Annotated in this window: 23 protein-coding genes, 1 pseudogene and 1 riboswitch; of the genes and pseudogenes, 3 read left to right on the top strand and 21 right to left on the bottom strand. The window is 45.1% G+C overall.

The window, feature by feature from the left end:
• Positions 1-29: 29 nt before the first annotated feature.
• The 4 genes from H582_RS0120570 to H582_RS0120555 are packed head-to-tail and all read right to left on the bottom strand — an operon-like array spanning position 30 to position 3,943.
• On the bottom strand, positions 30-917 hold the full coding sequence (locus H582_RS0120570; protein ID WP_028600046.1) for an ABC transporter permease: 888 nt from the start codon (positions 915-917) through the stop codon (positions 30-32).
• The gene (locus tag H582_RS28710; RefSeq protein WP_052333491.1) at positions 914-2,275 is read right to left on the bottom strand and encodes an FAD-binding oxidoreductase; all 1,362 of its coding nucleotides are present in this window, start codon (positions 2,273-2,275) and stop codon (positions 914-916) included. Before H582_RS28710 ends, H582_RS0120570 begins: the two co-directional genes overlap by 4 nt.
• A 57-nt stretch (positions 2,276-2,332) precedes the next feature.
• Positions 2,333-3,106 (bottom strand): ABC transporter ATP-binding protein, encoded by a 774-nt coding sequence (locus H582_RS0120560; protein WP_028600045.1) that lies wholly within the window; start codon positions 3,104-3,106, stop codon positions 2,333-2,335.
• Positions 3,107-3,139: 33 nt separating this feature from the next.
• Complete coding sequence (locus H582_RS0120555) at positions 3,140-3,943, bottom strand: creatininase family protein (protein ID WP_028600044.1); 804 nt, start codon at positions 3,941-3,943, stop codon at positions 3,140-3,142.
• A gap of 313 nt (positions 3,944-4,256) precedes the next feature.
• Here H582_RS0120555 and H582_RS0120550 point away from each other — a divergent pair, with 313 nt between their 5' ends.
• Complete coding sequence (locus tag H582_RS0120550; protein ID WP_028600043.1) at positions 4,257-5,042, top strand: DeoR/GlpR family DNA-binding transcription regulator; 786 nt, start codon at positions 4,257-4,259, stop codon at positions 5,040-5,042.
• A 135-nt stretch (positions 5,043-5,177) separates the two neighbouring features.
• On the top strand, positions 5,178-7,022 hold the full coding sequence (locus tag H582_RS0120545; RefSeq protein WP_028600042.1) for a glycoside hydrolase family 43 protein: 1,845 nt from the start codon (positions 5,178-5,180) through the stop codon (positions 7,020-7,022).
• Positions 7,023-7,213: 191 nt separating this feature from the next.
• Here the strand turns inward: H582_RS0120545 and H582_RS32125 are convergent, their stop codons facing one another.
• From H582_RS32125 to tnpA, 6 genes and pseudogenes are all read right to left on the bottom strand, one after another.
• Positions 7,214-7,486 (bottom strand): hypothetical protein, encoded by a 273-nt coding sequence (locus H582_RS32125; protein ID WP_127464436.1) that lies wholly within the window; start codon positions 7,484-7,486, stop codon positions 7,214-7,216.
• 347 nt (positions 7,487-7,833) lie between these two features.
• The gene (locus H582_RS31320; protein WP_084137476.1) at positions 7,834-9,783 is read right to left on the bottom strand and encodes a UvrD-helicase domain-containing protein; all 1,950 of its coding nucleotides are present in this window, start codon (positions 9,781-9,783) and stop codon (positions 7,834-7,836) included.
• Positions 9,768-11,846, bottom strand: coding sequence for an ATP-dependent nuclease (locus tag H582_RS31315; protein WP_084137475.1), 2,079 nt, complete (start codon positions 11,844-11,846; stop codon positions 9,768-9,770). The genes H582_RS31320 and H582_RS31315 overlap by 16 nt, the downstream gene beginning before the upstream one ends.
• Positions 11,847-12,176: 330 nt before the next feature.
• Positions 12,177-13,710 (bottom strand): annotated as a pseudogene (gene tnpC, locus H582_RS28705) (IS66 family transposase).
• Positions 13,711-13,806: 96 nt separating this feature from the next.
• Positions 13,807-14,163, bottom strand: coding sequence for an IS66 family insertion sequence element accessory protein TnpB (gene tnpB / locus H582_RS33385; RefSeq protein WP_028600041.1), 357 nt, complete (start codon positions 14,161-14,163; stop codon positions 13,807-13,809).
• Positions 14,153-14,524 carry an IS66 family insertion sequence element accessory protein TnpA gene (gene tnpA / locus H582_RS31310; RefSeq protein ID WP_205621431.1) on the bottom strand — a complete coding sequence of 124 codons (372 nt, stop codon included), beginning with the start codon at positions 14,522-14,524 and terminating at the stop codon, positions 14,153-14,155. Before tnpA ends, tnpB begins: the two co-directional genes overlap by 11 nt.
• A gap of 237 nt (positions 14,525-14,761) precedes the next feature.
• Here tnpA and H582_RS0120515 point away from each other — a divergent pair, with 237 nt between their 5' ends.
• A complete protein-coding gene (locus H582_RS0120515) occupies positions 14,762-15,037 on the top strand; it encodes a hypothetical protein (RefSeq protein WP_127464437.1) in 276 nt (91 codons plus the stop codon).
• A gap of 102 nt (positions 15,038-15,139) precedes the next feature.
• On the opposite strand, the gene H582_RS31305 is transcribed toward H582_RS0120515, so the two are convergent.
• From H582_RS31305 to H582_RS32115, 11 genes are all read right to left on the bottom strand, one after another.
• Positions 15,140-16,543 (bottom strand): TnsD family Tn7-like transposition protein, encoded by a 1,404-nt coding sequence (locus tag H582_RS31305; RefSeq protein WP_127464438.1) that lies wholly within the window; start codon positions 16,541-16,543, stop codon positions 15,140-15,142.
• Between the two features lie 94 nt (positions 16,544-16,637).
• The gene (locus tag H582_RS31300) at positions 16,638-18,134 is read right to left on the bottom strand and encodes a TniQ family protein (protein WP_084137472.1); all 1,497 of its coding nucleotides are present in this window, start codon (positions 18,132-18,134) and stop codon (positions 16,638-16,640) included.
• Between the two features lie 13 nt (positions 18,135-18,147).
• Positions 18,148-19,866 carry an ATP-binding protein gene (locus tag H582_RS28700; RefSeq protein WP_240479052.1) on the bottom strand — a complete coding sequence of 573 codons (1,719 nt, stop codon included), beginning with the start codon at positions 19,864-19,866 and terminating at the stop codon, positions 18,148-18,150.
• On the bottom strand, positions 19,856-22,024 hold the full coding sequence (locus tag H582_RS28695) for a Mu transposase C-terminal domain-containing protein (RefSeq protein ID WP_043111676.1): 2,169 nt from the start codon (positions 22,022-22,024) through the stop codon (positions 19,856-19,858). Before H582_RS28695 ends, H582_RS28700 begins: the two co-directional genes overlap by 11 nt.
• Before the next feature lie 16 nt (positions 22,025-22,040).
• Positions 22,041-22,889: a heteromeric transposase endonuclease subunit TnsA gene (locus tag H582_RS30420; RefSeq protein ID WP_052333490.1), complete on the bottom strand. Its 849-nt coding sequence runs from the start codon at positions 22,887-22,889 to the stop codon at positions 22,041-22,043.
• 276 nt (positions 22,890-23,165) lie between these two features.
• A complete protein-coding gene (locus H582_RS32120) occupies positions 23,166-23,348 on the bottom strand; it encodes a hypothetical protein (RefSeq protein WP_127464439.1) in 183 nt (60 codons plus the stop codon).
• Between the two features lie 106 nt (positions 23,349-23,454).
• Complete coding sequence (locus H582_RS32480; protein WP_164820133.1) at positions 23,455-23,706, bottom strand: hypothetical protein; 252 nt, start codon at positions 23,704-23,706, stop codon at positions 23,455-23,457.
• A complete protein-coding gene (locus H582_RS33380; protein ID WP_084137471.1) occupies positions 23,627-23,794 on the bottom strand; it encodes a cytochrome c oxidase assembly protein in 168 nt (55 codons plus the stop codon). Before H582_RS33380 ends, H582_RS32480 begins: the two co-directional genes overlap by 80 nt.
• A gap of 111 nt (positions 23,795-23,905) precedes the next feature.
• Entirely contained in the window at positions 23,906-24,439 is a 534-nt protein-coding gene (locus H582_RS31290; protein WP_084137470.1) for a redoxin domain-containing protein, read from the bottom strand.
• Positions 24,440-24,516: 77 nt separating this feature from the next.
• Positions 24,517-24,993 carry a C40 family peptidase gene (locus H582_RS31285; protein WP_084137469.1) on the bottom strand — a complete coding sequence of 159 codons (477 nt, stop codon included), beginning with the start codon at positions 24,991-24,993 and terminating at the stop codon, positions 24,517-24,519.
• Between the two features lie 3 nt (positions 24,994-24,996).
• Positions 24,997-25,131: riboswitch (cyclic di-AMP (ydaO/yuaA leader) on the bottom strand.
• Between the two features lie 65 nt (positions 25,132-25,196).
• Positions 25,197-25,337, bottom strand: coding sequence for a hypothetical protein (locus tag H582_RS32115; protein WP_156876715.1), 141 nt, complete (start codon positions 25,335-25,337; stop codon positions 25,197-25,199).
• Between the last annotated feature and the right edge of the window lie 64 nt (positions 25,338-25,401).

Genomic DNA, 25,401 nt, shown 5'->3' with positions numbered 1-25,401 from the left:
GCGGCGGCCGCCGCGGCTCTTGCGGCGCTTCAACCTTCCGACGAGTTCAGCTCGGACTCGTGCCAGGAGCTGAGCAGCCATTTGGACAGCCGGCTGACGAGCAGGAAAAAGGCGATGCCGAGCAGCGAGGCGGCAAGCCCGCAGGCGAACAGATACGCGGTCTGCAGGCGCGCGGCGGCGACGGTGATCGCATAGCCGAGGCCGCCCTTGCCGCCGCCGATGCCCGCGATGTACTCGCCGACGATCGCCCCGATGACGGCGAGCGTGCACGATATTTTCAGCCCGGCCACGATGAACGGCAGCGCGGCGGGCAGGCGGAGGCGGAACATCGTCTGCAGCGGGGAGGCGTTGTACAGATGGAACAGGTTCTTCATGTTGTGGTCCGTGGAGTTGAGGCCGATCAGCGTGTTGGAGAGCATCGGGAAAAAGCCGATCAGGAAGGCGATGATGACGATGGCGTTCATGCCGGCGCCGAACCAGATGACGATGATCGGCGCGATCGCGACGATCGGGATCGTCTGCATGACGATGGCATACGGGTAGATGCTCCGCTCCACGAGCTTGGAGCTGGCGAGCGCGATCGCCAGGCCGACGCCGAGCAGCACGCTGAGCAGGAAGCCGAGCACCGCCTCCGACATCGTCGTGTAGACCGATACCCACAGGTTCGAGGCGTTGGCCGACGCGGCGGCGACGATGTCGGACGGCTTGGGCAGCAGGTACGGCTTCATGCCCGCCAGCCGGCAGAACAGCTCCCAGCCTCCGATGACGACGAGGAACGCGACGGCCGGCGGCAGCGCCGAGCGCAGCCTGGCGGCGAGCCGGGTCGTCCGCCCCGCTCCGGGAGCGGCGGCCGCTCCGTTCGGGGAAGCGCTCCGCAGCGGCAAGGCGATGCTTTCGGCAGCGATCTCCTCTCTCATCGTCCATCCCCCCTTGCCGATCCGGCGACCGGCAGCTGCAGCTTGCCGGGATTGAGCAGCCCCTTCGGATCGTTGGCCCGCTTGGCGGCGAGCATCGCCTCGAGACGGCCGCGGCCGCCGGATTCCAGCTTGTACGTATGCGGATCGTTGATGCCGACGCCGATCGACTCGCAGAAGGCGATGATCTCGTACAGCCGCTCCTCGGTCGTATAGCGCACGATCGGCAGCGCCGACGGCATGACCGTGCCGCCGGAGCGGACGAACTCCAGATGGAGCAGCAGCTCGTCGCCGAAGCGCGACTTCAGCTCGGAGATCTGCTCCATGAACCGGATCGGATCGAACCCGGCCTGCAGGTAGGTGAGCGTCGGATCGGCGTTCAGCGCCCAGAGCGTCGTATGGTTCCAGGTGAAGTCGGACAAGCCGATGCCCTGGCGATAGCGGTCCGCGGGCACGGCGTAGCCGATCCGGCCGCCCTCGGCCTCGGCGAGCGCGGCCAGCGCCGCCTCATTGCCCTCCTCGACCTCCAGCAGGCAGGCGGCCGCTCCGCTTTCCAGCTTTTTGACGAGCGGCTTGAAAAAGGACGGGATCGGCCACTCGACCGGCGCGACGAGCCGCTTGCGGATCGAGTCCGTCAGGCTGAGCGCATAGCAGAAGCGGCAGGCGGCCTCGAACTCGTCGAACTGCGCGACCGCCTGGCTCCACTCCGTGCGCTCCGCGATCGGCAGCGTCAGCTCGGTCAGGACGCCGTTCGTGCCGTAGTTGTGGATGTACGCCTGCAGCTCCGCTCCTTTGACGACGAGCCGCCGCGGCGACTCCTCCATCGTCCAGACGACCGCCTCCAGCACGTTGCCGTCCCACAGATTGCCGTAGGTGATGGAGCCGATGCCGCCGGAGCCGCCGCAGACGAAGCCGCCGACCGTCGCCTTCATGAACGTGCTCGGATAGATGCGCAGCTCCTTGCCCTGCTCGCGCAGCCGCTTCTCGAGCGCGCCGAGCCGCACGCCGGCCTGGACGCGGACGAACGCGTCCGTCGCCTCCAGCACCGCGTCGAGGCGGCTGAGATCGAGCACGAGGCCGCCGTCCAGCGGGACGGCCTGGCCGTAGTTGCCCGTGCCTGCGCCGCGCGTCGTCACGGGAATGTCATGGCGATAAGCGTAGGCCAGCACTTCGGCGACCTCCCGCTCGGCCTCCGGCTGCACGATGCCGTCGGCTCTTTTGCCGCGCAGCAGCGGCTCCAGCACGGGCGAATACCAGTAGTAGTCCTTGGACAGCTTCTCGCGCTGCTCCTCTCCGAGCAGCAGCCGCTCCTCTCCGACGATGCCGGCCAGGCCGGCCGACCATTCAGGCTTGACGGTCATGGACAAGTCTCCCTTCCAATCTATGGATTCGTTGCGCCAGGGCAGGACGGCTCGCGGTCAATGCTTCAGCGCCTCCGAGACGGAGCGGACGAGCTCGCCGAAGCGCGGGGTCGTGCGGAACGAGGCATCGCGGGGAAAAGGCACGGGGACGTCGATCGTCGCGGCCACCTTGCCGGGGCGAGGCGTCATGACGACGACGCGGGTCGAGAGGAACACTGCCTCGAACACGTTATGCGTCACGAACAGCACGGTCATCTCCTTGTTGCGGCTCCAGATGTCCAGCAGCTCGAGCTGCAGCGTCTGCCTCGTGATCTCGTCGAGCGCGCCGAACGGCTCATCCATCAGCAGCAGCTTCGGCTTCGAGACGAGCGCGCGGGCGATCGACACGCGCATCTTCATCCCGCCGGACAGCTGCCTTGGCATCGCCTTGACGTAGTCCTTGAGGCCGACCAGCTCCAGCGCCTGCTCCGCCTCCTCCCGCCGCTGCTTGCGGGACATGCCGCGCAGCGCGAGCGGCAGCGACACGTTGTCGACGACCGAGCTCCACGGGAGCAGCGTATGGTCCTGGAACACAAAGGCGGTGTCGCTCTGCTTGCGCGCCTGCTGCGGACTCGTCCCCATCACCTCGAGCGTGCCGCCGGTCGCGCCGGACAGCCCGGTAATCAGCTTGAACACGGTCGACTTGCCGCAGCCCGACGGGCCGACGAAGCAGAGGAACTCGCCTTCGCGGACGGACAGATCGACCTCCTGCAAAGCCGTCGTGCCGTTCGGATACACCTTGGACACCGAATCCATCCGAACCCATTCTTTCGTAGACGCCATCGCTTCCATGCCTATCGCCTCCTTGTTGCGGATGCCCGAGCCTCAGGCTCGGAGAGACTCCATCTCGAACGCCGCGATCGTCGTCAGCGCCTCCGCCAGCCGCGGCCCGGCCAGCTCCAGCATCGCCGCGCCGCGCTCCGCGGTCGCCGCGGTGGCGTCGCCGGCGGCGCCGCTCGCGGAGATGTCGTCCATCACCCAGGCGAACGACTTGGCGCGGAAGGAAAAGTAGGGCAGCTGCGGGAAGCGCGGCATTTCCCGCGGCGCCAGCTCCGGATGGACCCAGTCCGGGCACACCGCCAGGACGAGCGACGTCTCCACGTCGCCGGCATGGATGCCCGCCGCCTTTTCCTCGTCGCTCGTGAACGAATCGCTGTACCCGACCGCGCCCGAGTCGAGCCGGAACACCGCCAGCCCCGTCGCGATGCGGATCTCCCGCGCCATCATGCCGAGCAGGTCGGCGTTGCCGCCATGCGTATTGAACAGCAGCAGCTTGCGGAACCCGGCGCGCGCCAGCGATTCCGCGATGTCCTGCAGCACGAGCATCAGCGTCTGCGCGGACAGCGTGATCGTGCCCGGATGCCCTTTATGCTCGGTGCTCTTGCCGTAGGCGAGCGACGGCAGCAGCCAGATCGGCGCCTCGTCCGGCAGATGCTCGAACGCCGCCGCCATCATCGCCTCTCCGATCAGCGTGTCGGTGAACACCGGCATGTGGGGGCCATGCTGCTCGACGGCGCCGACCGGCAGCACGACGAGCGCGTCCTCCTTGGGCAGCGCCGCGATTTCACGGCTCGTCAGCCGCGGCAGGAAATGCCGCTCGTACGCCTTGCCTTCATAACGGAATGCCATCTCTCCCGCTCCTTTTATGTCATATAGTCTGACATATATCTGTTTTTGTCGGCTTGAATGCCGTTTATCCGGCCTGGATGAAGGCCGTCCCCCCCTTCCCCTCTTTTCGATCATGTATGGTTTCCTGACATCTATATCTCCCTTATATCACAGAGAAACATGCTTTGGCTAGCTCTTTTTCACATTTTCGAACATCCATTATGTTCATTTTCGTGCTGACAACCGCTTGCACTCACGCTATAATGCAAGATAATGCAAGCAGAAGAAAGAAGCCAAGCGCAGGCTGCTGCGGAATAGAAGGAGGAAATCGATCATGCTCATGGGAACGAGGCAGCATGAGATCATGAAGCTGCTCGAGCTCAGGCAGCAGGCGACGATCGCGGAGCTGGCGGAGGCGTTCCAGGTCTCGCAGATGACGATCCGCAGGGATCTGGAGCAGCTGCAGGCGGAGGGCAAGATCCAGCGCTCGCATGGAGGAGCGGTCAAGGTGCAGCGCTTCATGGGCGCCGGCTACGACCAGCGGGCGAGCGAGAACCGCTCCGAGAAGCTGGCGATCGCCCGGGCGGCGGCGAGGCATGTCGAGGACGGGATGAGCATCATTCTGGATGCGGGGACGACGATCGCGGCGATGGTCGGCGAGCTGGAGCGGTTCAAGGGGCTGAAGATCATCACCCGCGACCTGCATACGGCGCTGCTGCTGTCCGACGAGAAGCGCTTCGGCAGCTTCGACGTGTACTGCACGGGCGGCAGGATCAGCAAGTGGGCGTACAGCCTCGACGGCATCTACGCCGAGAAGATGCTCGGCTCGGTCACCGTCGACGCGGCGTTCCTCACCTGCGAGGCCGTGTCGCATGCCAAGGGCGCGATGGCCTGGTCGCCGGTGCTCGTCGGCCCGCGCGAGGCGGCGATGAACGCCGCCGCCAAGAGCTATCTGCTCGCGGACGCCGACAAGTTCAGCTACAGCTCGCTCGCCATCTTCGCTCCGGCGGACGGCTTCGACGAGATCATCACCGACGACCGGCTCAACGAGGCGGAGGCGGACGCCTACCGGGCCGCCGGCATCGCGCTTCATGTGGCGAAGGCGGAGCAGCCGGTCTAAGGCTCGCACCGGGGCAAGAGCAATTTTGTGCTATTCCCCGACTTTTTTTGTTGTGGGAAACGACGAGGACATTCCCCTATGATAGGGAGAAAAGAGCGTTCCTTACGTTCATTTCCGCAAGGGGGAGAGTTCTCGTTGTCCATTCATGGCAATCGTTATTCCGGCTATCTGATGGCCCATTTCATCGGGGAACAGCCCGACGGAGAGCAAGTCTATTTTTCCTATAGCGAGGACGGGCTCCATTGGAAGGATCTGAACGCCGGCCTGCCGGCGCTCCGCTCCGAGCTCGGGGAGAAGGGCGTGCGCGATCCGTTCCTCGTCCGCGACCCGCAGGAGAACAAGTTCTATCTGATCGCCACCGATCTCCGCATCGCGAACGGCAAAGGCTGGGGAGCCGCCGTCGAGGCGGGCAGCCGCGACATCATCGTCTGGGAGTCGGGCGATCTGGTGAGCTGGTCCGCCCCTCGCGCGATCACCGTCGGCGTCGACGGCGCAGGCTGCGTCTGGGCGCCGGAAGCCATTTATGACGAAGAAAGCGGAGACTTTCTCGTCTACTGGGCGTCCGCCACGCAGCTGCCGCATGAACAAGAGCGCAAGCAGAAAATATACAGCTCCCGCACGAAGGACTTCCGCAGCTTCGCCCCGGCCGAGCTGTATATCGAACGGGACAACCATGTCATCGACACGACAATGATCGCCCATGGCGGCGCCTACTATCGCTATTCCAAGGACGAGACGACCAAGACGATCCTCGTCGAAAAGGGCTCCTCTCTGCACAAGGATGCGTTCGTCCCCGTGCAGGCGCCGGCGCTCGAGCAGCTGTACGGCGTGGAAGGGCCGCAGATCTATAAGCGGAGCGGCCGCGAGGAATGGTGCCTCATCGTCGACCGCTTCGCCGAAGGAAAAGGCTATCTGCCGCTGCTGACGAGCGATCTGGACAGCGGCGAATTCCGCGTGCTGGCGGACGAGGAGTTCGATCTGGGCCGGTCCAAAAAGCGCCATGGCGGCGTCCTGCCGATCACCGCCGAGGAATGCGGCCGCCTGCTGGCGGCATACGGCGACGGCCATCAGGCGCTGCCCGGGCAATTCGCCGATCCCGATCTGGCGAAGTTCGGCGACCGGTATTATCTCTACCCGACGACCGACGGCTTCACCGGCTGGTCGGGCGGCAGCTTCAGCGTATTCTCCTCGTCCGACTTGCGGGAATGGAAGGACGAGGGCGTCATTCTGGATCTCGCCGCCGGCGATGTCCCTTGGGCCGTCGGCAGCGCGTGGGCTCCGGCCATCGCCAGCAAGGACGGGGAGTATTTCTTCTATTTCTGCGGCAAGACGCCAAGCGGCGTCAGCGCCATCGGCGTGGCGACGGCGCCGTCGCCGACGGGACCTTTCCGCGCCGAGCCGGAGCCGCTGCTGACGATGGATCAGATGGAGCGGCTCGGCATCGCCATGGGGCAGACGATCGACCCGTCCGTCTATGTCGAGGAGGACGGCACGGCCTACCTGCTGTTCGGCAACGGCCATGGCGCGATCGTGCAGCTCACGGACGATCGGGTCGGCGTCGTCGAGGAGACGATGGCGAACATCGACGGCCTGCACGAATTCCGCGAGGCGGTCGCCGTCCTGAAGCGCGGCGGACTGTATCATTTCACCTGGTCCTGCGACGACACCGGCAGCGAGGATTACCGGGTCCACTACGGCACGTCGGAGCGGCTTTACGGGCCGATCGCCTACCGCGGCACGATTCTGGAGAAAAACAACGAGCTGGACATGCTCGGCACCGGCCATCATTCGATCCTGCACGAGCCCGACGCCGACCGCTATTGGATCGCCTATCACCGCTTCGTCACGCCGCTCACGCGGTTCCCGGACGGAAAAGGCTACCATCGCGAGACCTGCATAAGCCCGCTCCGCTTCGGCGCGGACGGCCTGATGGAGCCGGTGCGGCTCGAGCTCGGGCTGGAGCTGATCGAGAAGAGCTGAAAGCTAAAGCCCCTCAACCGAATAGATGCGTGTTAAACCGAAAAAGGAGCCGGCCCTGGCAGGGCCGCTCCTTTTTCGGTTGCTTGTCGTTCAGAGAGATCGCTGCGCCCACTCTTTTATCGGCAATGCCACCTCAAGAGCATCCGTGTTCGACGTATTGATTGTCGGCATCGGCTGTCGAGGACCGATTATTATTCATTCTCCCCGATCGTCAACCTCCAGTCATTAATCACATTCACCGGCAAATGAGAAGCCGAGTTTGCGACAAATGGCATTTGAAGCAAGAGGATCTTGAACATTCGTCCGGTTCCTTTTTGGGCGATTTCAATGTAGCGCTTATGACGAGCTAGTATTTTTCCCTCCGTTTCTGGACCGCCGAAGTGCACGGTCATCTCTGCTGAATTTAATTGGCGGAGCAACCCTAGATCCCCTTCATCCCAAAGTTCAAGGATTACCTTTGGCATTCCTTTGTTCCATCATGTTAATCACCTCACGGTTTTATTTCCGTTCGAATCTAGATCGTAGAAGATCAACGGTTCTCCGTCCAATTATATCAGAACATACATTCTCGTTTTGACAAAATAAAAAAAGGACTGCCCGAAGGCAGCCCCCAAATAAAGAGTCATGTTGTTGTTCTTGATGTGTTCAGTGACATTATAGTTTGTTCCTGAAAAACTCAGTAAAATCAAGGAATTCCAAGGTTTTTATCAATATTTAAATTCACATTATAGTTGGTACCTAATAATTGAACTGTCAACACACGATGACATTAAAGTTTGTGCCTCTTCCTTACATTAATGTTGGTTTCTCGTTAACAATACTCAAAATCAAAAAACTTTTCTTTCTCATTCTTGATACAGTACTCCCCAAGAGCATGATCAATAATATTAGCCGTTTGCTCATCTCCGTTTAAATGAATATAGAGTTTATTTTTGGCCCTACTTGCAGCCACGTATACAATTCTAGTGAACTCTTCATATGAATTTCCATCTCTATCGGGTGAACTTTTAAAAATAATAGGATTACATATTATGTTTAGAGGAGTGCATGCTTGGGAATCTAGTCTAGTCGCTGGTTCAATATTTATGAGTACATTATCAAACTCTGCTCCCTTAGCTTTGTGTATTGTCATGAATTTACTATTTCGAGAAAAGATTTCGTTAGTGATTTTCTTGGAGGTGAAGTATTGCAATTTATCGATGTATTTATATACATTCTCTATGTAATCATCATCATTCTCATCAGGATATCTGAAGTAAGATCTTACTGGAATCTCTAATTCGATTATTAAGTTATTGATTTTACGTATCAAATCTTTTAACAATATAGTTTCATCAATATTACTGTGTACCTTCTCCCAAAATGTAAAAACCTTTCTTAGAAGTTTATTATTCACTTCATTATAGCTGCGTAATGAGGGAGCAATATCAAAATATTTTTCTAAGACTTCAAATGCACTCGGAATACATTTTCTATTAAATGCATCGTCAAGTTCATTGATTGCAATCATAGACTCTATCCAGGCTTCTCTTTTGGCTTGAATTTCATTTTCCAGGTTTCTTCGAACTTGAAATGAGTATGCATTAATGATGTCGTTTATCAGTTTACGTTGTTCCTCAGAGGTATTGCTAATATATTTTAATACCTCTGCCCACTTTCTGCATAAAAAAACCGTGTCCTTCTCAAGGATCGTATTTAAAGGCCTTGAAATGGTGTTTGGATTCTTTTGAATAAGAAAAGTAACCTTATGTTTATTATCAAAATTCAATTCACAATTCTGATTATTTAATTCCTTGTCTTCTTGGCGTAAGTAATTTATTAAATTAATAATGTTTTGTGTGCTTCTTCTGTTTCCTTTAATAACATAATTTTGGATTGGCAGAGTAGAATCTAAAGTGAAGTTTTGGAATTCTTTATAATTTGCTCCCTGAAAAGAATAGATTGATTGTGCTACGTCTCCAATAACAGTTATGATACATTCTTTTTTTGAAATCACTTTTATAATCTTATTTTGAATCGGATTCGTGTCTTGATATTCATCAATCAAGATATATGGGAATTCACACCTGATAAGATGTGTAGAAAGATTAAAATTTTTCAAGATTTTATAACCAAAATATAATATCTCATCAAAAGATAATTTCCCGGCTTCGCCCCAAATATAACTTTTTACTGCCATTGCTACTTGTGGAGTTATATTTCTAATATCTTTCAAACCACCGTATAAGTTTTCATCTGAATTCTCTGAATTCAAATTAGTAATATCAATCTGGACTTCTGCCATTTTAGTTCGGGATAATCCTGTATATAAATCAGATGCTATTGTTGGATAATTTTTTTCAATATAATTATAAATTTCTTCCTTTTTATGCCCACTCAAAACAGTAAAGCCTTCTTGAACTGAAGAAATCACCTTCTTCGTGTGTATCTGTAAACCAAACTCTTGTTTAATAATATTTTTAAGTTGGAGTTGATTGGGCTTTATGACATATTCATTTATAAAAGAATGAATGGTTGAGACAATAACATTATTATTAAATGCACCTAATCTGTTTTGTATTTGCTCTACTGCAACGTTCGTATAAGTTATACAAAGTATTTTCCTAAAGCTACTATTAAGTTTGATACTATGCTGAACCATTTGTTTTATATTCTCGATTAATAAATGTGTCTTCCCTGCTCCAGGACCAGCAAATATTTTCAAATGTCTGCTATTTTCGTAAATCCTTAGATCATCTGATGAACTTATTTCTTGAGCCATTCTAGTCCCTCCTTAATATATTCAGGGACAAGTAGATCATCAACAATATATTTAGGTTTCAAGTCTGAATCATCCAAGATATTTTTTGAAAGAATATTTAATGCAAGATCACCTTTTTTATTATCGGCATAACTAAGAAATAAATTGGCAAAGAAAAGTTTCTCAATATTTCTTTTAACTGCTTCATCTTTTGCATCTGTATAATCGTTAATATATAGATCAATATAATCGCTGATTTTCTTTTTAGTCTTAGGGTGTTTTATTAAGTCTAAATCTGATTTCCAATCTAGTATAGACATATCTTCTATACCATTAATAAACGGGTGTAAACTATCTGGAGTAACAAATCTGAATAATGTTTTTATAACAAAGGAGTTATCGAAATTATCCAAAAAAAGCTCATTTTCAAATGTTGAGCCTAGGTTTTTTTGTGTTTTAACTAAAATATTTTCACTTTCTATGAACTCTTTATTTATTAATTTCATTGAAGCTAAGTGCTTTTGATACATCGATAAGTCATTAAAATTACCATCGTCAAAATATTTATAATCACAATCTCTAAAACACAAAACTTTGACACTCGTATTTAAGAAAAGCGGAAGGAAGTGGTTAAAGTTTATACCGCCTACTTCTACTACTGAGATATGGTTTGTTTCAATTTCATAATCTATTCCACATTTGCTAGCAAATGCTGACATCAGCATTTTTTCAGCTAGCCCTTCGACCAAAATTACTTTATACGCAAATAGCAAATCAGATCTTGTAACATCTAGAAATTTTGCTAGATGTGCTTTGCTATCAACGTATTCCTTTTTCAAGTATTTATTTTTCAAGTTGTCTGAAGCAACTTTATGTTCGTTAAAATTAAAGTTGCGAAAGTATTTCAATGAGATCATATCGTCGATATTAGCAGCAGCTGTTATATTAGGTGAGTGAGTAGTTACAAAAATTTGGTTTTTTATGACCCTTCCATTATCGATATTCGTGCTGTCCTCTTCTTTTCCTTCACTCTCTTTTTTCTTAGATAATTCGTCGGCTTGTTTTAAATCTCTTAAATATCTGAAGAGTTTATACTGCATAGCTGGATGAAGATGTGCCTCTGGCTCCTCAATTAACAAAAGATTGTAATCATTATTTATTTTGAAAGCGATAATATTATATATTTGAACAAGATTGTTGTATCCAAGTCCATTATTTTTCATTGGCATCTCATAACCTAAATTTGTATCTTGAAAAATGTATTGAAAATAACGTTCAAAAGATGAATCATATACAAAACTTGGCGTCAAAGAATTATTTCCATTTTTAATTCCAACACGGCCTTGATCGATTTCTATTAACTGCTTCATTTCATCAGTAATCTCAGCAAAATTCGTTCCCAATAGTTGAGTAATACTTGCTCTTAAATCAACCTGACCTTCGTACTTATCTAATCGCTTCTTAATATATTTTTGTGTATGTGGAAGCAACCCGTCAGTATTTCTATCAGCAGGAATGTAATCGATATTAAATATATTCTGAACTTCATTTTTCTTAATACTTTTATGAGATGTCGTATTGTAATAATTCCAAGAGAATCTAGAAATAAGTTTCTCCAATGAAAGTAGAAAATCACTCAGTTTTTCTTTAGATTTCATCTCTTCTCTATAGTCGGTTAGGAATTTTGGATCCAGCTCATACTTGAGTAAAACAACTGCGCTAATTATGTACTTCCCATCCTCTGTTAAAACATTTCCGTCCTCATTATAAACTATGAAATTCTTAAATCTCAGAATACCATCATCAAATCTATCTAACATAAGTGAATGTTGAATATGATAATATATTTCGATACAAGGTGGCTCTGTTTTATAATGATGTAAGTTTGCATGAAGATCATTTTTATTAAAGTCATGGACAGATCCATCATTTTCAGAAATATTATCAAGAAGATTAATCGCCTTAAGTAAGTTTGATTTCCCAGCATTATTTGGTCCTATAATAATATTAATGCCATCTTGAAACTCAATTTCTGTTTCATCGAAATTTCTGAACCTTTTAATATTCATCTTTGTTAAATACAAAACTATCCCCCCATTTTCCTACCCAGTTCTAATAACCTGGCCAATAAGACATATCCCTTCTAAAGGAAATTCGACTTCAGCGCTTATTTTCCCTTTGTATTATGTTGGTTTTTGTAAAATTTTAGAATTCTGAACATTGTTAATGAAAATAAGTTTTTTGAAAAGAATTTATAGTGAACACATCGAAAATTTATTACGTTATACGAACGGATTAATACAGTCCAAGATATCGGCAAAAATTGAATAAAATAAATAGTAGGGTAAGCGTCAAACAAGAAGGTGTATTGAAAAAGAAAAGCCCATGGTTCATGAAGATCCACAGGCTCTGCGTTATGTACAATGTTGTTGAACTGCCGGACTCCATGGAAGGTACGCATCAAGTAGCTCCGGCTGCTGGCGAAATGCAACCGCTGGTAACTGTTGCAACAGATAGACTAGATATTTGTATGGGCTCAATCCATTTGCCTTTGCTGTCTCTACGATGCTGTAGATCGCTGCACTTGCGGTTGCCCCCCGTGGGCTGCCGCTGAATAACCAGTTTTTACGTTTACTGTAAAGGGACGAATGCTGTTCTCAGCTAGATTGTTCGAGATCACACAGTTCCCATCTTGTAAGTAATTTAGCAACTCTTGCTTATGGTTATGTGCATACTTCAGCGCTTCGCCTAGCTTGGATTTGGGAAGAACTTTACCTTTAGCCGTTTCTACCCATGACCAAAAAGCATCGAGTACAGGCTTTTCCTGCACCAGACGTTGTTCCTTTCGCTCTTCAGGAGGACGTGAGGCAAGCTGTGCCTCCAGCTCAAAAAGCTTGTTGCAATAGGCTACCCCTTCACTGGCAAGCGCCCCTTCCGGTTGCTTCGCCTCCGGTGGTAACGCCTCAACAAACTTACGTCGAAGATACGCCCAGCATAGGCAGGATGTCGTCCCTGCTAGATTCGCATAGCCCGAGTTGCATCGCTATGTAAGTATCCCTTGAATCCTTTCAGGAACGCTTGCGGGTACTTCGCCCCTCGTCCTGGTTGGTACTCAAAGATTCGCATGGGATGCGCACTATGATGCCCACTGCTGTAGATCCACATGTAGGAAGCGGTCGTGTTCTTCCGTCCCTTCTCATTCATGACCTGCAAGGGCGTCTCATCCGCATGCAGATAGCGCTCTCGTACAAGGAGCTCATGCAGTCGATTCACCAGTGGCTTCAGCCAGTCTCTCGTGGCCGCGATCATCCAGTTCGCCATCGTGGCTCGACTCAGATCAAGGCCAATGCTCTTCCACTCCTTCTCCTGACGGTACAGCGGCATGCTGTTCACAAACTTCTGGTACATCACCCATGCGACAGAGGAAGCTGAGGCCATCGAATGCTGTATGACAGGCGTTGGTGTCGTTGCCTTTTTCATGTGAGGCTTGTCCTCTTTCCGACAGGTCCGGCACTCTAAGGTTTCTCTGTATATATCAATCGCTTGAACGCGAGCAGGGATAAACTCCACTTCCGTACGCACAAACTCTTCCCCTACCAAGACAAGCTCGCTGCGGCATACGTCACAACAACGATCCTGCACCTGACAGAGATGCTTCTCATGCGGAAGATCCTGAAGTAGTTCTGCTCGTTCACCTACCTGCTTCTTCCGCTGGTAGCTTTGGATCTGCTCGATGGTTGGCTCCGGTGCAGTGCGTGAAGCTGCTGTTTCCGCCTCATCAAATAAAGACAGCTGCTCCACACCCACCGGGAGGGAAGCTGTTTTTTCGGAGCTTTTGCCGTACAGCTTCTGCGTTAGAAATTGCACGGTTTCATGTAGCCGCTTATTCTCTTTTTCCAGGTCGCCGATGCGATGTTCCATCTTTTGTATCTGTTCCAAGGGGCTCATGAGATACCGTTCCTTCACTGTCTTCTATGCCTATTATTATACCATAGAAGCGTGCATAAACCCAGGTTTCACAAGGGTTTTCGTCTCTGTTTTAACCTACATGGAAGGGGTGAAGCCTAACTTTTTGACCGCTTTTGGCTGATGGATCGACAGTCCCTCCAACAACCACCGAAACTCCTGTGGAGTGATCGAGCGTACGGCCTCCACATCCATGGGCCACTGGTATTGACCGGATTCCAGTCGCTTGTACAACAGGACAAATCCATCGCCTTCCCAATACAAGGCTTTCATCCGATCACGCTTGCGACCACAGAACAGAAACAAATGATTCTGAAACGGGTTCAATTGTAGCTCATGTTGCACCAAGTGAATGAGTCCATCAATGGACTTTCGCATATCCGTATAACCACAGGCAATATACAGTTGATCGGCCTTCGAGATGTCACCGAACATACTGCAGGATGCGAAGCGTCTGTTCGAGAAGTGCGGTAGACGCATGCGGATGAATTTCAATCGTAATGGCATTCATACGAAGAATGATGGCCGCTTGTTCATGACTCGCTTCGGAACGTGGGGCGTTCGTCCGCAAAGATGGAGGGACCGGTACTAGAGTTGGTTCATTCGGGGAGGAGAAGGCAGGAAGGGATTCACAAGCAGCTTCACGGATTTTCCGAAGCCAGTAGTAATAGCTTTTCACATTAACTTCGTGATCGGCACACCAGCGAACCACGGTCTGACCACTGGAACGGCAGTCACGAATGATCTCGGTCCACTGCTGGAGTCGATAGCGATTCCTCATTTCTACAGTTTGCAATTGGACACACTCCCATTAGAGTTTTTCGAGTAGAGTCGAAAAACTCCAACGACTACTCTAACGGAATTGTCTCAAAATCTAAATTCGATTGGAATACACCTTCTTGTTAGACGCTTACATAGTAGGGTGTTAAAGCAATTGAAGAAGGAGATGATGAACTATAGGAAAATTCAATTTAAGGAGCTACACCCATCAAATCAATGAATATTATAGACACACAGGGGGAGTGGAGATACTATGACTAGGCAAACACTATTTCAATCGACGAATAAACGTTATATGTATTCAGTCATTGAGATTTTGCAGAAGAAACAAGGAATGAATCTAAATCAAGCGAAGAAACAATTCTTACTGTATTACCGTTCAGTGAAAAGGAATTGGGGCTTCGAGCCAAACGTTGAAGAGTTTGCCCAGAAGATCATCAATATCGACTTGATCGTAAAGCGTATTCGCAGCGAAGAATCAGGAAAGACCATTCCTAATGGGATGATGATTAAGTGGAAAAGAAATTAATATCCGAAGGATACTTCTTGTTCTTGATTGTGGCTATAAATCAAAAAAACGGCTAATTACTTGAAGAAACCAGTCTACTTAAACAGAAAAATAAAACCCCAACTATAGAGAGGTCTCTTTGTTGCTTACCATCTGAAGTTGTATCTCTTGCTCAATTAGTAATCTGTACTTCTTTTCGAACTTTTGCTTAATTCCAGCAGCTCTGTTTACTTCCCAGACTTGGACGTTTAATTTTTGTTTACTTAACTGTTTTACTGCCCATTTTATTCTTCTAATTTGGTACTGTTCGGAAGATTCGATTACTTCATTCATAACCTCCTTTGTCTTTGGCAAGTTAAAGTACGCTCTATTTAGAAGTGGCTGAATCCTAAGTCTTCTTCCTACTTCCGTTTTTGTAATACGTACTAATTTTGTTTCAGTTTTGGCAATGTCACTAGCAACCTTACGTACTTCTTCAGCTATCTCCATATCCCGACGAAGCCAATTTACCCGATGAGACATAATTGCTTTCTTTGATACCAACTTCTTATCAGGTAAAATCTTTCTCATTTGCTGTTTTCGGTCAAATTTATTATTCATAGCTGCATTTAATGAACTTACTGACTCGTTTACAAAACCCAAAAAGAGTATATGCCTTAAAGGATGACAAGTAACTCTTGGTGAACGCAGCAGCTTATGTAACCAGGTGTCCTCATCGCTAGGGTGAACATAGCTAGATAAGTTTGAAAGGAACTCTTGGCCATAATATTGATTGAAAAGCGGGAGGAATTCTAGCCACCTAATTCGCCCCGATTCAGTTGCTAAGCCCTTTTCCTGGAGTTTAAATACATAATAATCCCTAATTTGATTAATCCCCAGTGATCCGAAATTCGTATTTAGCAATTGATAAGACTGCTGAGAGATAAATAATTCTTTTTCCGCATGGCGTGATTCAACAGTTTCAAATTTACAACCTCCCCGTCTATGAAAATTACTTAACGTAAACATCTCGTGCTTATGCCGCTGATCTACCTCAATATCTGAATCTATTAATGAACACTCATGTTTATAGCAGACACTAACTCTATATGCTTGATGGGATCTATGCCAATATGCTTCTCCATGTCTTTCCTCATCTTCTTCAGCACACTTTGGACAGAATTTTAAAAATGGATCTCGTCTAATCTCACTGGCTGCTAAGCCCAACATCATGTATATTGATGTCCCGTTCCTCTTTTTCATCGAATCTATTAATTTCACTGTTCGTTCTTCGGGAATAAAGGGAGAAAAATAGGGGAGAAATGAATGATTCTCAATTAACTCATCGCTTGTATAGGTGTTGGGAACAGGTAAATGTCCGCAAAAATCAGATAAGTGTGAAGGGAATAATAGTGTGGCACAAATATTATGCGAACCAAACATTTCTTTCATTGACACTCTAGGGTTCTCATTCCCAGTAAACCAGTGGTAACGTGCTTGAGCGCTGTAGAAAAGTTCGTCTTCAAATAAAGAAGGAAAAAAAATCATATACCTCACTCCAATGCGTGATTTGGCTATATGATTATTTTTTCCTTCAGGACAAATTTTATACACAATCACTACGAGGATTCAATTATTTTAGTTATTCCTTGTTATAATTATGATTTACAATATCTTGGTTTACTCGAGATATAAATTGTTTTGGAGACTCTACGTAATTGGCAATCTCTTGTCTTGCCGCAGGTAAGAAGTCATGAGCAAAGGTCTTAAAGTGGAATCTATCGGACGCACTGAGAAAGCTAAGTATAGTCATTTGATCAACAGATGAATGATAGTCTGAACCAATTCTATTACCTGCATCTTTAATCTTTTGCTGTAAATCTTTATCCATTTCGATGAAATACATCTCCCTGATTCTTGAATCTATTTTCTTAATAGCCCTATCTTTAAACCATTCTGCATCATTTTTCACTAACCAAGTGAATATGGAATATTGCTTCATTCTTATTTCTTTTCGAGTCATACATTCATTTTTCAACAAAAAATTGTTCATTCTCTGTCGTATCATTTCTCGTTTATCTACTTCACTTGTTGAACTCACTTGCTGTTTCGCCTGTATTAACTCACTAAGCCCCGCTGAGAATATGCAAGGCTGCTTTTTATTGCTAATCAAAACGTTTATACGAGTAACCTTCTCTCTCATTACCCGATTTGGTTTTAATATTTCCACTAAAGTACTACCCAGATGATGAGCCAGAAAAAGATAGAATCCAATAAAGTTAACCATAGACTTCTTATTAAAGATATTGTATCCATGAGATAAACTCTTATTTGTTAAGCTGAGTGCTTTTAGTATCTCGTTTGACGGTAAATTATTTAAATCAGAAAAAAGCTGACTTTTTAAAATTAATCCAGCAGGCGTAATGTAACCGATATCATTTAACTTGTCTAATATTTTATAACGAAAGTACTCAATTGAAATTTGATGATGAAGTTCTCGAAGTGAAACTAAATCATTTAACAATGAAATTTGAATAGTGACGTGCTCATCATTTCTGTATACATAGTTTATGGGTAATTTTTGTCCACAGCTACAAACCATAGACTTAAGATATACGAATGAATTAAGATTAAATAAATTCAACTTACATAATGGGCATTGTGAAAGCAACCTCGCATAATGCTTTGGACATATATCGAGAAATGAAATTTGATGCAATCGATGTATATAAACTTCACCATATTTTTTCTCGTCATCGTCTACGCATATCGGACAAAATTTTATCTCGGATGTAAGAACAGAATGACCAATATATGTAATACCCAGATTTGCTGCTCCGTATTTAATATTATTAAGTAGTCTCTCGTTCCGTTCAGTTGATAAAAACACTTTATACAGTCCATACCACGTATTGTTAAATAGAAACCCTTCTATCGTGAAGGTATGTCCAATAGTGAGTTTTTCAATTAAATGGTTAAGTTTTTTAGGAAATACATCTTGTTTGTTTGATCGTACACCAAACAATTCGAATTGACTCTCTGAAAACTGTGTATTTGTTGACCGTAAATGGTACCTAAAAATAATACTTCTAAAGTCTTCATCTGGAAACGGCTCTGGAAAACAAACGAGTGATTTCATTCGATCTCCTCCCCTAATTACTGCTCAACAAATCGTCTATTCCTCTAATGATTGCACTTTCCCCCAAAACTTCTTCTGTTGTTAGTCCCCGTCGATGACCTTCTTGGACTATATAACGAATATCTTGTTCATCTAATTCGGGTTTTACTTTTTTTGTCGGCCTATTTCTTGGAAGGGCTCCAACCTTATTTCCTTGTTCTCCTGGATCTGATACTGTATTTCCTAATGCTAATTGGGCCAATTGAGCAAACATACTTTCTAAATCTCCCATTCCCTCACTAGAATCATAGACCTGGTTTGAAAGGGTTTCAGCATGTGCTGGCATTTGACCTAGGCGTAGGGCAAAATCAGATAATTTCTTTAAAATCTCATACTTATCCTTTTGCTGAAGAGCTCTAGAATGCTCCCTTGCTAAGTTTCCAGTAATAATAACTCGATGTTCTGCTTCCTTAATATAACCATTTAGAGCAACCCAATCAGGCTTTACATCATCAAATGCTGCATAGGCTGAAGTATCACCAGACAGCATTCTTTTAAATATAGGTTGCACGAGTTTCAAACTCTTACCTGCTACATCTCTAATGAGTGATACTGTTATTTTTTCATCTCCACCACTTACAATCGCTCTTGATTGCGCGTGCATAAACAATTTTACAGCCAAATCAGGAATCCCCAGAGAATTTTCATACAAAGCCTTCCTAATCTCATCTGTCATTTCGGTGTATTTCCTTGTATATTGAATATCCCACAAGTTATCTATAAGTTCCCTCCACTCCCAGCTATCTTCTAACATGTATCCAGAAATATTTTCAGTAAATCCATTTGCAATTCCTCTACGTGTATTCGCAAGTGAATCTTTAAATAGATACAGCGCTTTATATGAGCCCAACAGTACTACTGGAATGCCTATGGTATTTACAAGCTCTGTAATGAAGTCAATCATATCCTCCGTACCGCCGGAATATGCTTTTTGAATCTTTTGGATTTCATCTATTACAAGGACGCCTAAATTTATCTGGGAAACCACTTTAATTAACCTTCTTGCAAGCGCGTCAATTCTTCCAGGTTTTTCACCAAATTTTTCATAGAAATCCGTCCCCAATATGCGATCGACTTCTGCGTAAACATTTTTACAAAAAGCTCCCACTGACTTATTAAAAGGACACTCAACCTTTAACCAAGTTACCTGAGTAACCGGTAGTTTTCTGCATTTGTACTCACTATGATGAATCACTTGTGGAAATAAATACATCAACATTCTTTCATATATTTGCGATTTCCCCCATCCACTTATTGCAATTTCGACATGGCTTTGCGCTGTTTGCACTACTCCTGCAAGATTAGCACCGTTCTCATCGATACCCGCTTGAAATATCTTATCTACTCCAATGGCAAATTGTCTATTATATACGGCTTGAAGAGGATTACGTGATTGATATCCGATTTTTATCATAGAATAAATATTTCGATATTTATCATAATGTGAGGGGAGTGTAAGCCAGAAATGAGGTTTAATTTGCTGAACAAACTCTAATCGATCTTCAACCGATAAATTTCTATAATCGGGTAAAACAGGAGGCACGCTCGATAGAACATCAATAAATTGTTCCATCGTTACCCGATCCGGGATTGCTTCAATAAAGGGGTTATCTTGATTTTGCGGTATTAGCTGCTGTTTATATTGGGCCATACAATGTGAACCCTTTAGGTTTGCAAAGGAGTCATTCATCATTATGCTTTCTCCTTCGATCTCTATTTTTAGCCGAAAACAATGCTTGGACATCTTTTGAATGCATGTCAATCAACGAAGTTTCTTCAGCTTCATCATTAGGAAAAGGTATAATGCGGGATTTTTCCGCCTCAACTGGCGATAAATTCGCCTCAGGATTTGACCAAGCATTCTGTGCTCCCCAAGTTCGACTATCCTCATGGCGCCTTTGACGTTTGTTTTGTTGTCTTGAATAGAAGCTCTTATCATTTATAACTTCTTTCGTTTCCTTTATGGCTGTTTTATTCAATTGCTGAGTATAAGCGTGAAGTTCAGCTTTATGCTGCTTTTCGTTTTTTTCCTGTTGTTTAATCTCTTCATTCTTGTACTCCGTAATTTTAGCAATTTCCTCAAAGTGAAGCCCTTCGTATTCCTTTGACTGACCAGTCAAACTACATTGGATCAGCCCTTTTTTATGTTTTAAAAAGATACTGCTGCAGTTTCTTGGGTCATAGCTAATTTCAATATATTTTTGACCGTTTATTCTCCCTTCTCCTTCGAACCATCCTTCTTTCAAACCTATGTCACAGGTGTAGTACAAATCTTTAAATTCGATTCCGAATCGTGTTACTTTTCCTTGTGCTCGAGGTAATAGGTTATATCGAATTTCACTTCTAGTTTTTTCGTGAAGCAATCTCTTCCCTTTTCCCCAGGACCAAATCTTTAACGGTGTTAGTTCTACTTTTTCCACGAACATTTCTTTCGTGGGCTTGAACTCTTCACTAACTGCGCTCTTGTTGTAGGTCATAAAAAACACAATTAAAAATCGATTGAATTCTTCAATAGTTAGAACAGCATCTCGTGCTGGATCATGATCGCCTCTAACTTTAGGTTGCGCCTCTGTGGATCCGGGTAATAATTGCCGAATGGTTTCATTTGTAATATGAAATCGTGATTCAACAAATGGCTTTAAATCGCCACGGTAGGAAGGTGCATTCAATACATCAACTTCTAAATTTACAAACCTTTCGGTATATTGGGCCTTCAGCTCACCACGATCCCCGACTAGATACTTCGGCAATGCATGACATGGCCACTCTTCTTCCGTTATATCGATGCCAAACTTCTTACAGTTTTCAACTTTGCTTGTTGCTGCATGTTCCATCGCAATCATAGCTTCTAGCCAGGATTCTGAAGCTAGACTAACATGATAGCCGACAACCAATCTACTAAAAACATCAATTACTATGTAAAGCGTTGGCTTTCCGAGAATCGTCTTTCTATCAAATGACACAAGGAGGACATCTGAACGTGTGGCATCAATCTCAAATACAGCACCTACACAAGATGCTCTTTCCGAAGAGTTCCCTTGCATCGGGCGAACATCAATTGATGCCCGTCGCTTCCCATGCCTATTTGAATATCTCGAGAACAAGGTTGAATTTTGGGTATACCAGTATCTGAATTGACGAAGAGTTGGAGCCTGATCAGGATTTACAATGGGTACTCTCACTCCATATTTCCGATAAAATCCCCGTTTATAATACGTTTCGCACATACGCTCATGTGTTGTTTTAATGTTCATTCCTTGGCGCTTATGAAACAACTTAATCGCCGAAATAAAGTTTATTTTGTCCGATTCAGTAACTAGATAGCGATTATCAGATACACGCCCTGGTTTTCTTCTATAATTCCTCCTTTTACTTGAAACACCACAATCAAAATAATTATCTAATAGTCCATTAATAGTCTTACCGTAATACCAATATTTTTTTAAGTAGTTTCTAATAACTTTTTTTGGCTTATTGGAAGTCAGATGAGCTTCTGTAATGAGTTTCCCCCTCTTCTCTGGTAAGTAAATTTCAGGTTCTTTTTTTACAATATCCTTAATAAGTTCCCATCTTCGGTTACGGTTTGCTTTATATTTATCGAGATAATCATCATCTGGGGACAGGAGTTGCATATCAACCTCCAGCTCAATGATTCTGCTCATTCCCGCCTCTAATTCCTCGATCATGTCCTCATAATCAAGAAAAAATGGAAGTGTCATTTTACGGTGATCATTAATATTCACAACCACAACATTCTTCTTATCATCTGAAATCCAGAGCACCCGCAAGAGAACTTCTGTTTCGAGATTTACATTTAATCGTTCAATGATAGAATTTATAACAAGATGCAAAAAAACACCCCTTTCTCTAAGCAAAATGAATAGAGCTAGTTGATGTAATTCTTTGGTTATTCGAATGAATTACAATTGGCTCTAATTCTTTAATCTTCTTTGAATGCATGTCTGTTTTCCATCTCTTATTGGCAAGCATATGCTGCAATATAAATAAGCACGCCCCATTCCGTAAACCAAACTCTTTATCAGTAAGCAAGCACATTTTACTTATAGATGATTGTCCTGCATCATACACAATGAGATCATACAATTCCTCTGACACTAAGGATAGAAGTTCTTCATCAATTCCTGGTCTAGTATTTAAGTATTTTGCTTCACAAAGCCATTCAACGTTAGCCACTAACGTCTCAGGTATTTCTTCCTCAGTAATAATCCTCCAAGGTGTTCCTTCTTCTGCAAAATACCTACGTTCAATTTCAAAGAGTTCAAGAGTCCGTTCATCAAGCTTCGATTTTGGTTTGACCGTTACAATTTCATCTACAGTACCTGTTAAAGTTTGCAAAGTGAGTCTAAAATCAGTGGTCATCGTAACTGGTGTGCCATCTACATTTGCATGTCTAATTCCAAGTTGTTCCGAGATTTCAATCGTCTTTTCAATAGGCAGTAGCGCCCATTGTTCGCGGATGTCTGTTATCCTATCAGACCACTCGCAAAAGTACAGGAATTTCCTTTCATGTTCCGATAACGTATGGTGAATACGATTTGTCTTCCACCCTTTATGACGCGTTAACCATCCTTCTGAGGCCGTCTTGTTATCGTGAGCTTGAATAAATGGCTTATAATCTTTCCCAGAGCCTTGCCCTCTTCCTTTCTTTATGTAATTCGTTTGCATCTTCGCTATTCGCGAACCCCTTTGAGACATCTCATCACCTCCATGGCTCATACAAATTAACTCATATACTCTGAACATAATAACAACACCAAGCAATTGCATTATAATTTTGATGTTAAATTAACATATTATGTATGTCAATAATAAAAATTTCGAATTAGTATTTAAATGTTTCATTATATAATGTTACGCAAGTAATTATTGTTATTAAAATTCAGTAAAACGTGTGTAACTTACAAGCATGAATTGGGCTAACTTAACCACTGTTCCGAATTGTCTTCTTGCATACTTAACTGAAGTAATTAGTCACCCCCAGTCTTCAGTAAGGTCCAGGATTCTTTTACAAACATCGCAATTGACTATAATGACTAATCCAAGTCCTGTGGGAATAAATGTGAATGATAATCTCGCTCCTGTTACATCTGTTGCATCACATGAATCCCATTCCTCAATTTTTTGTTCCATCTCTTCAGTAATTTCAAATATCATGTTGACACCTCTTTTAAAGACTTTTGATATCTGTAATTTTATCCGAAAATAAATTTTTTAATCAATTTTATTTAGTTACGGATATTTATTCTTATAGCCGAGGCACTCAAGCGCTGATCGTGATCATGATGGCTACCAGCACACTTGCAATAGGGTCTGCTAAAGTCCATCCATTAGAAAAACTCTTATTTTTCAGGGGATTGACTTGTTTAAGAAGACAATCGGCAGCCTTGAACGATAAAGTCCTAGACTGCCGCTGCATTATCGAAATTAAAGTGCTAATCCTCCACCAATTCTCTTTTTCGCCATGCTGATACGAGTCGAGCGAGCGCATACGCAAGCGCTCCTTCTTGAACAAATTTCATGATGACTCCTCCTAACTGTTGATCATCAATCGGACCAAGTAAAGCAGATAGCTGATCAGCGTGTTCATAAGTTGCGTACATCGGTGAACCGGCGAAAACGATGACCGCCACCTCTCCATTTAAACGTCCAATAAAATTCCATCAAAAAAATGAAATCACTTACGTGTCACAATTGATCTAATATCGATCTCTTTAATTACTGAACAAGCCTTCCACTCTCTCATTAATATCACTCTCCGTCATGCCACCGACGTAAATTCCCATTATCGTCCCGTCTGCTTTAACAAAATAGGTTGTTGGGTAAGCTTTTAGACCAAATCGTCTTTCAGTAACCCTATTCCGATCACGTAAGATCGTGTACTCTAATTCGAATTTCTGCAAAAAGTTCCTAACTGTCAAATCGTCTTCACTTAAATTAATAGCAAGAACTTTTAATCCTTTACTACCCCACTTTTCATATTGTCGCTGAAACTCAGGCATTTCCTTGACACATGGAGGACAAAAGGTACCCCAAAAATTAATAATATACGGTTTCCCTATATAATCAGATATACGATGTACGTTCCCTTCCATATCTGTTAGTTCAATTGTAGGAGGCTCTCCACCTACTTGAGGATAATTGTTTGTTTTTATAAAGGTCTTTCCTATGGCAAACCCACCTACCGCTAATACAAATATTAGAATAGAAATTTGAATGATTTTACGATTCGAAACTGCCAGTTTCATTACCGACACCCCATAGATGCTTTTATTTTATTGCATTAAAATGGACGGTTATAAGTACCTAACCGTCCATCCCTTAATTACTTTGAATCCATCATCGCAGTAAATGTATCTTCGGTTACTACACGCCGGGCCGTTACATAACGTTTCTCATAATAATCATCACTCAGCTTACTGATGGTAACTCCTTTGCTCGAAGAAGAATGCGCAAACTTTCCTTCCCCTATGTAAATGCCGGCATGAGAGATTCCTCTTCCACTTGTGTTGAAGAATACGAGATCACCCTCACGTAGCTCCTCTTTATCAACTTTATTACCAACCTCAGCCTGCGATTTAGATGTTCTTGGTAATTTCACATCAAACTGATTAAAGATATGTAAGATAAAACCCGAACAATCAAAACCCTTAACCGTTGTGCCACCCCACTTATATGGAGTTCCAATGACTTCATCTACTGAATCTATAAGCTCTGATGATGCGGACTTATCTGCGAGCACACTTCCTCCACCAATAAATAACATCATGCATGATAAAAAAACAATTAAACGCTTTCTCAAAACTGCTTCTCCCTTCGTTGCCTACGAGGTTAGCTTATGGGTTCGGTTGAAGATCCCTATGCTAAAGGATTTTCCTTAAGCAATTCACCCTAGATGGTTCCCCCGTTTCCTCAATAAAGAATTAGGCATTATATTAGACTACACGTTATAGTTTAATTCGATTATTTTAGTCATAATCCTCCAATAAGTTTATTAGAATACTTTCATATATCATCATCTTTTCTTTCATATTGTCTTTTAGTCGTTTGCCCAAATTGAGTCGATCTTACTGATTTCACAACAATGAAAGGCAATATAACTGCTACAATAGTAATAATGGCAAAAAAAACAATAACCTGTGACACTTGTAATCCTCCTTCATTTATTAAACTACGCGCAATAGTTTATTTCATCATACATAGATATCCA

The sequence above is a fragment of the Paenibacillus pasadenensis DSM 19293 genome, assembly GCF_000422485.1.
GTDB classification, from domain to species: domain Bacteria; phylum Bacillota; class Bacilli; order Paenibacillales; family Paenibacillaceae; genus Paenibacillus_O; species Paenibacillus_O pasadenensis.
Note: the sequence above shows the minus strand (reverse complement) of the source record. Positions and strands in the feature narration are given on the sequence as shown.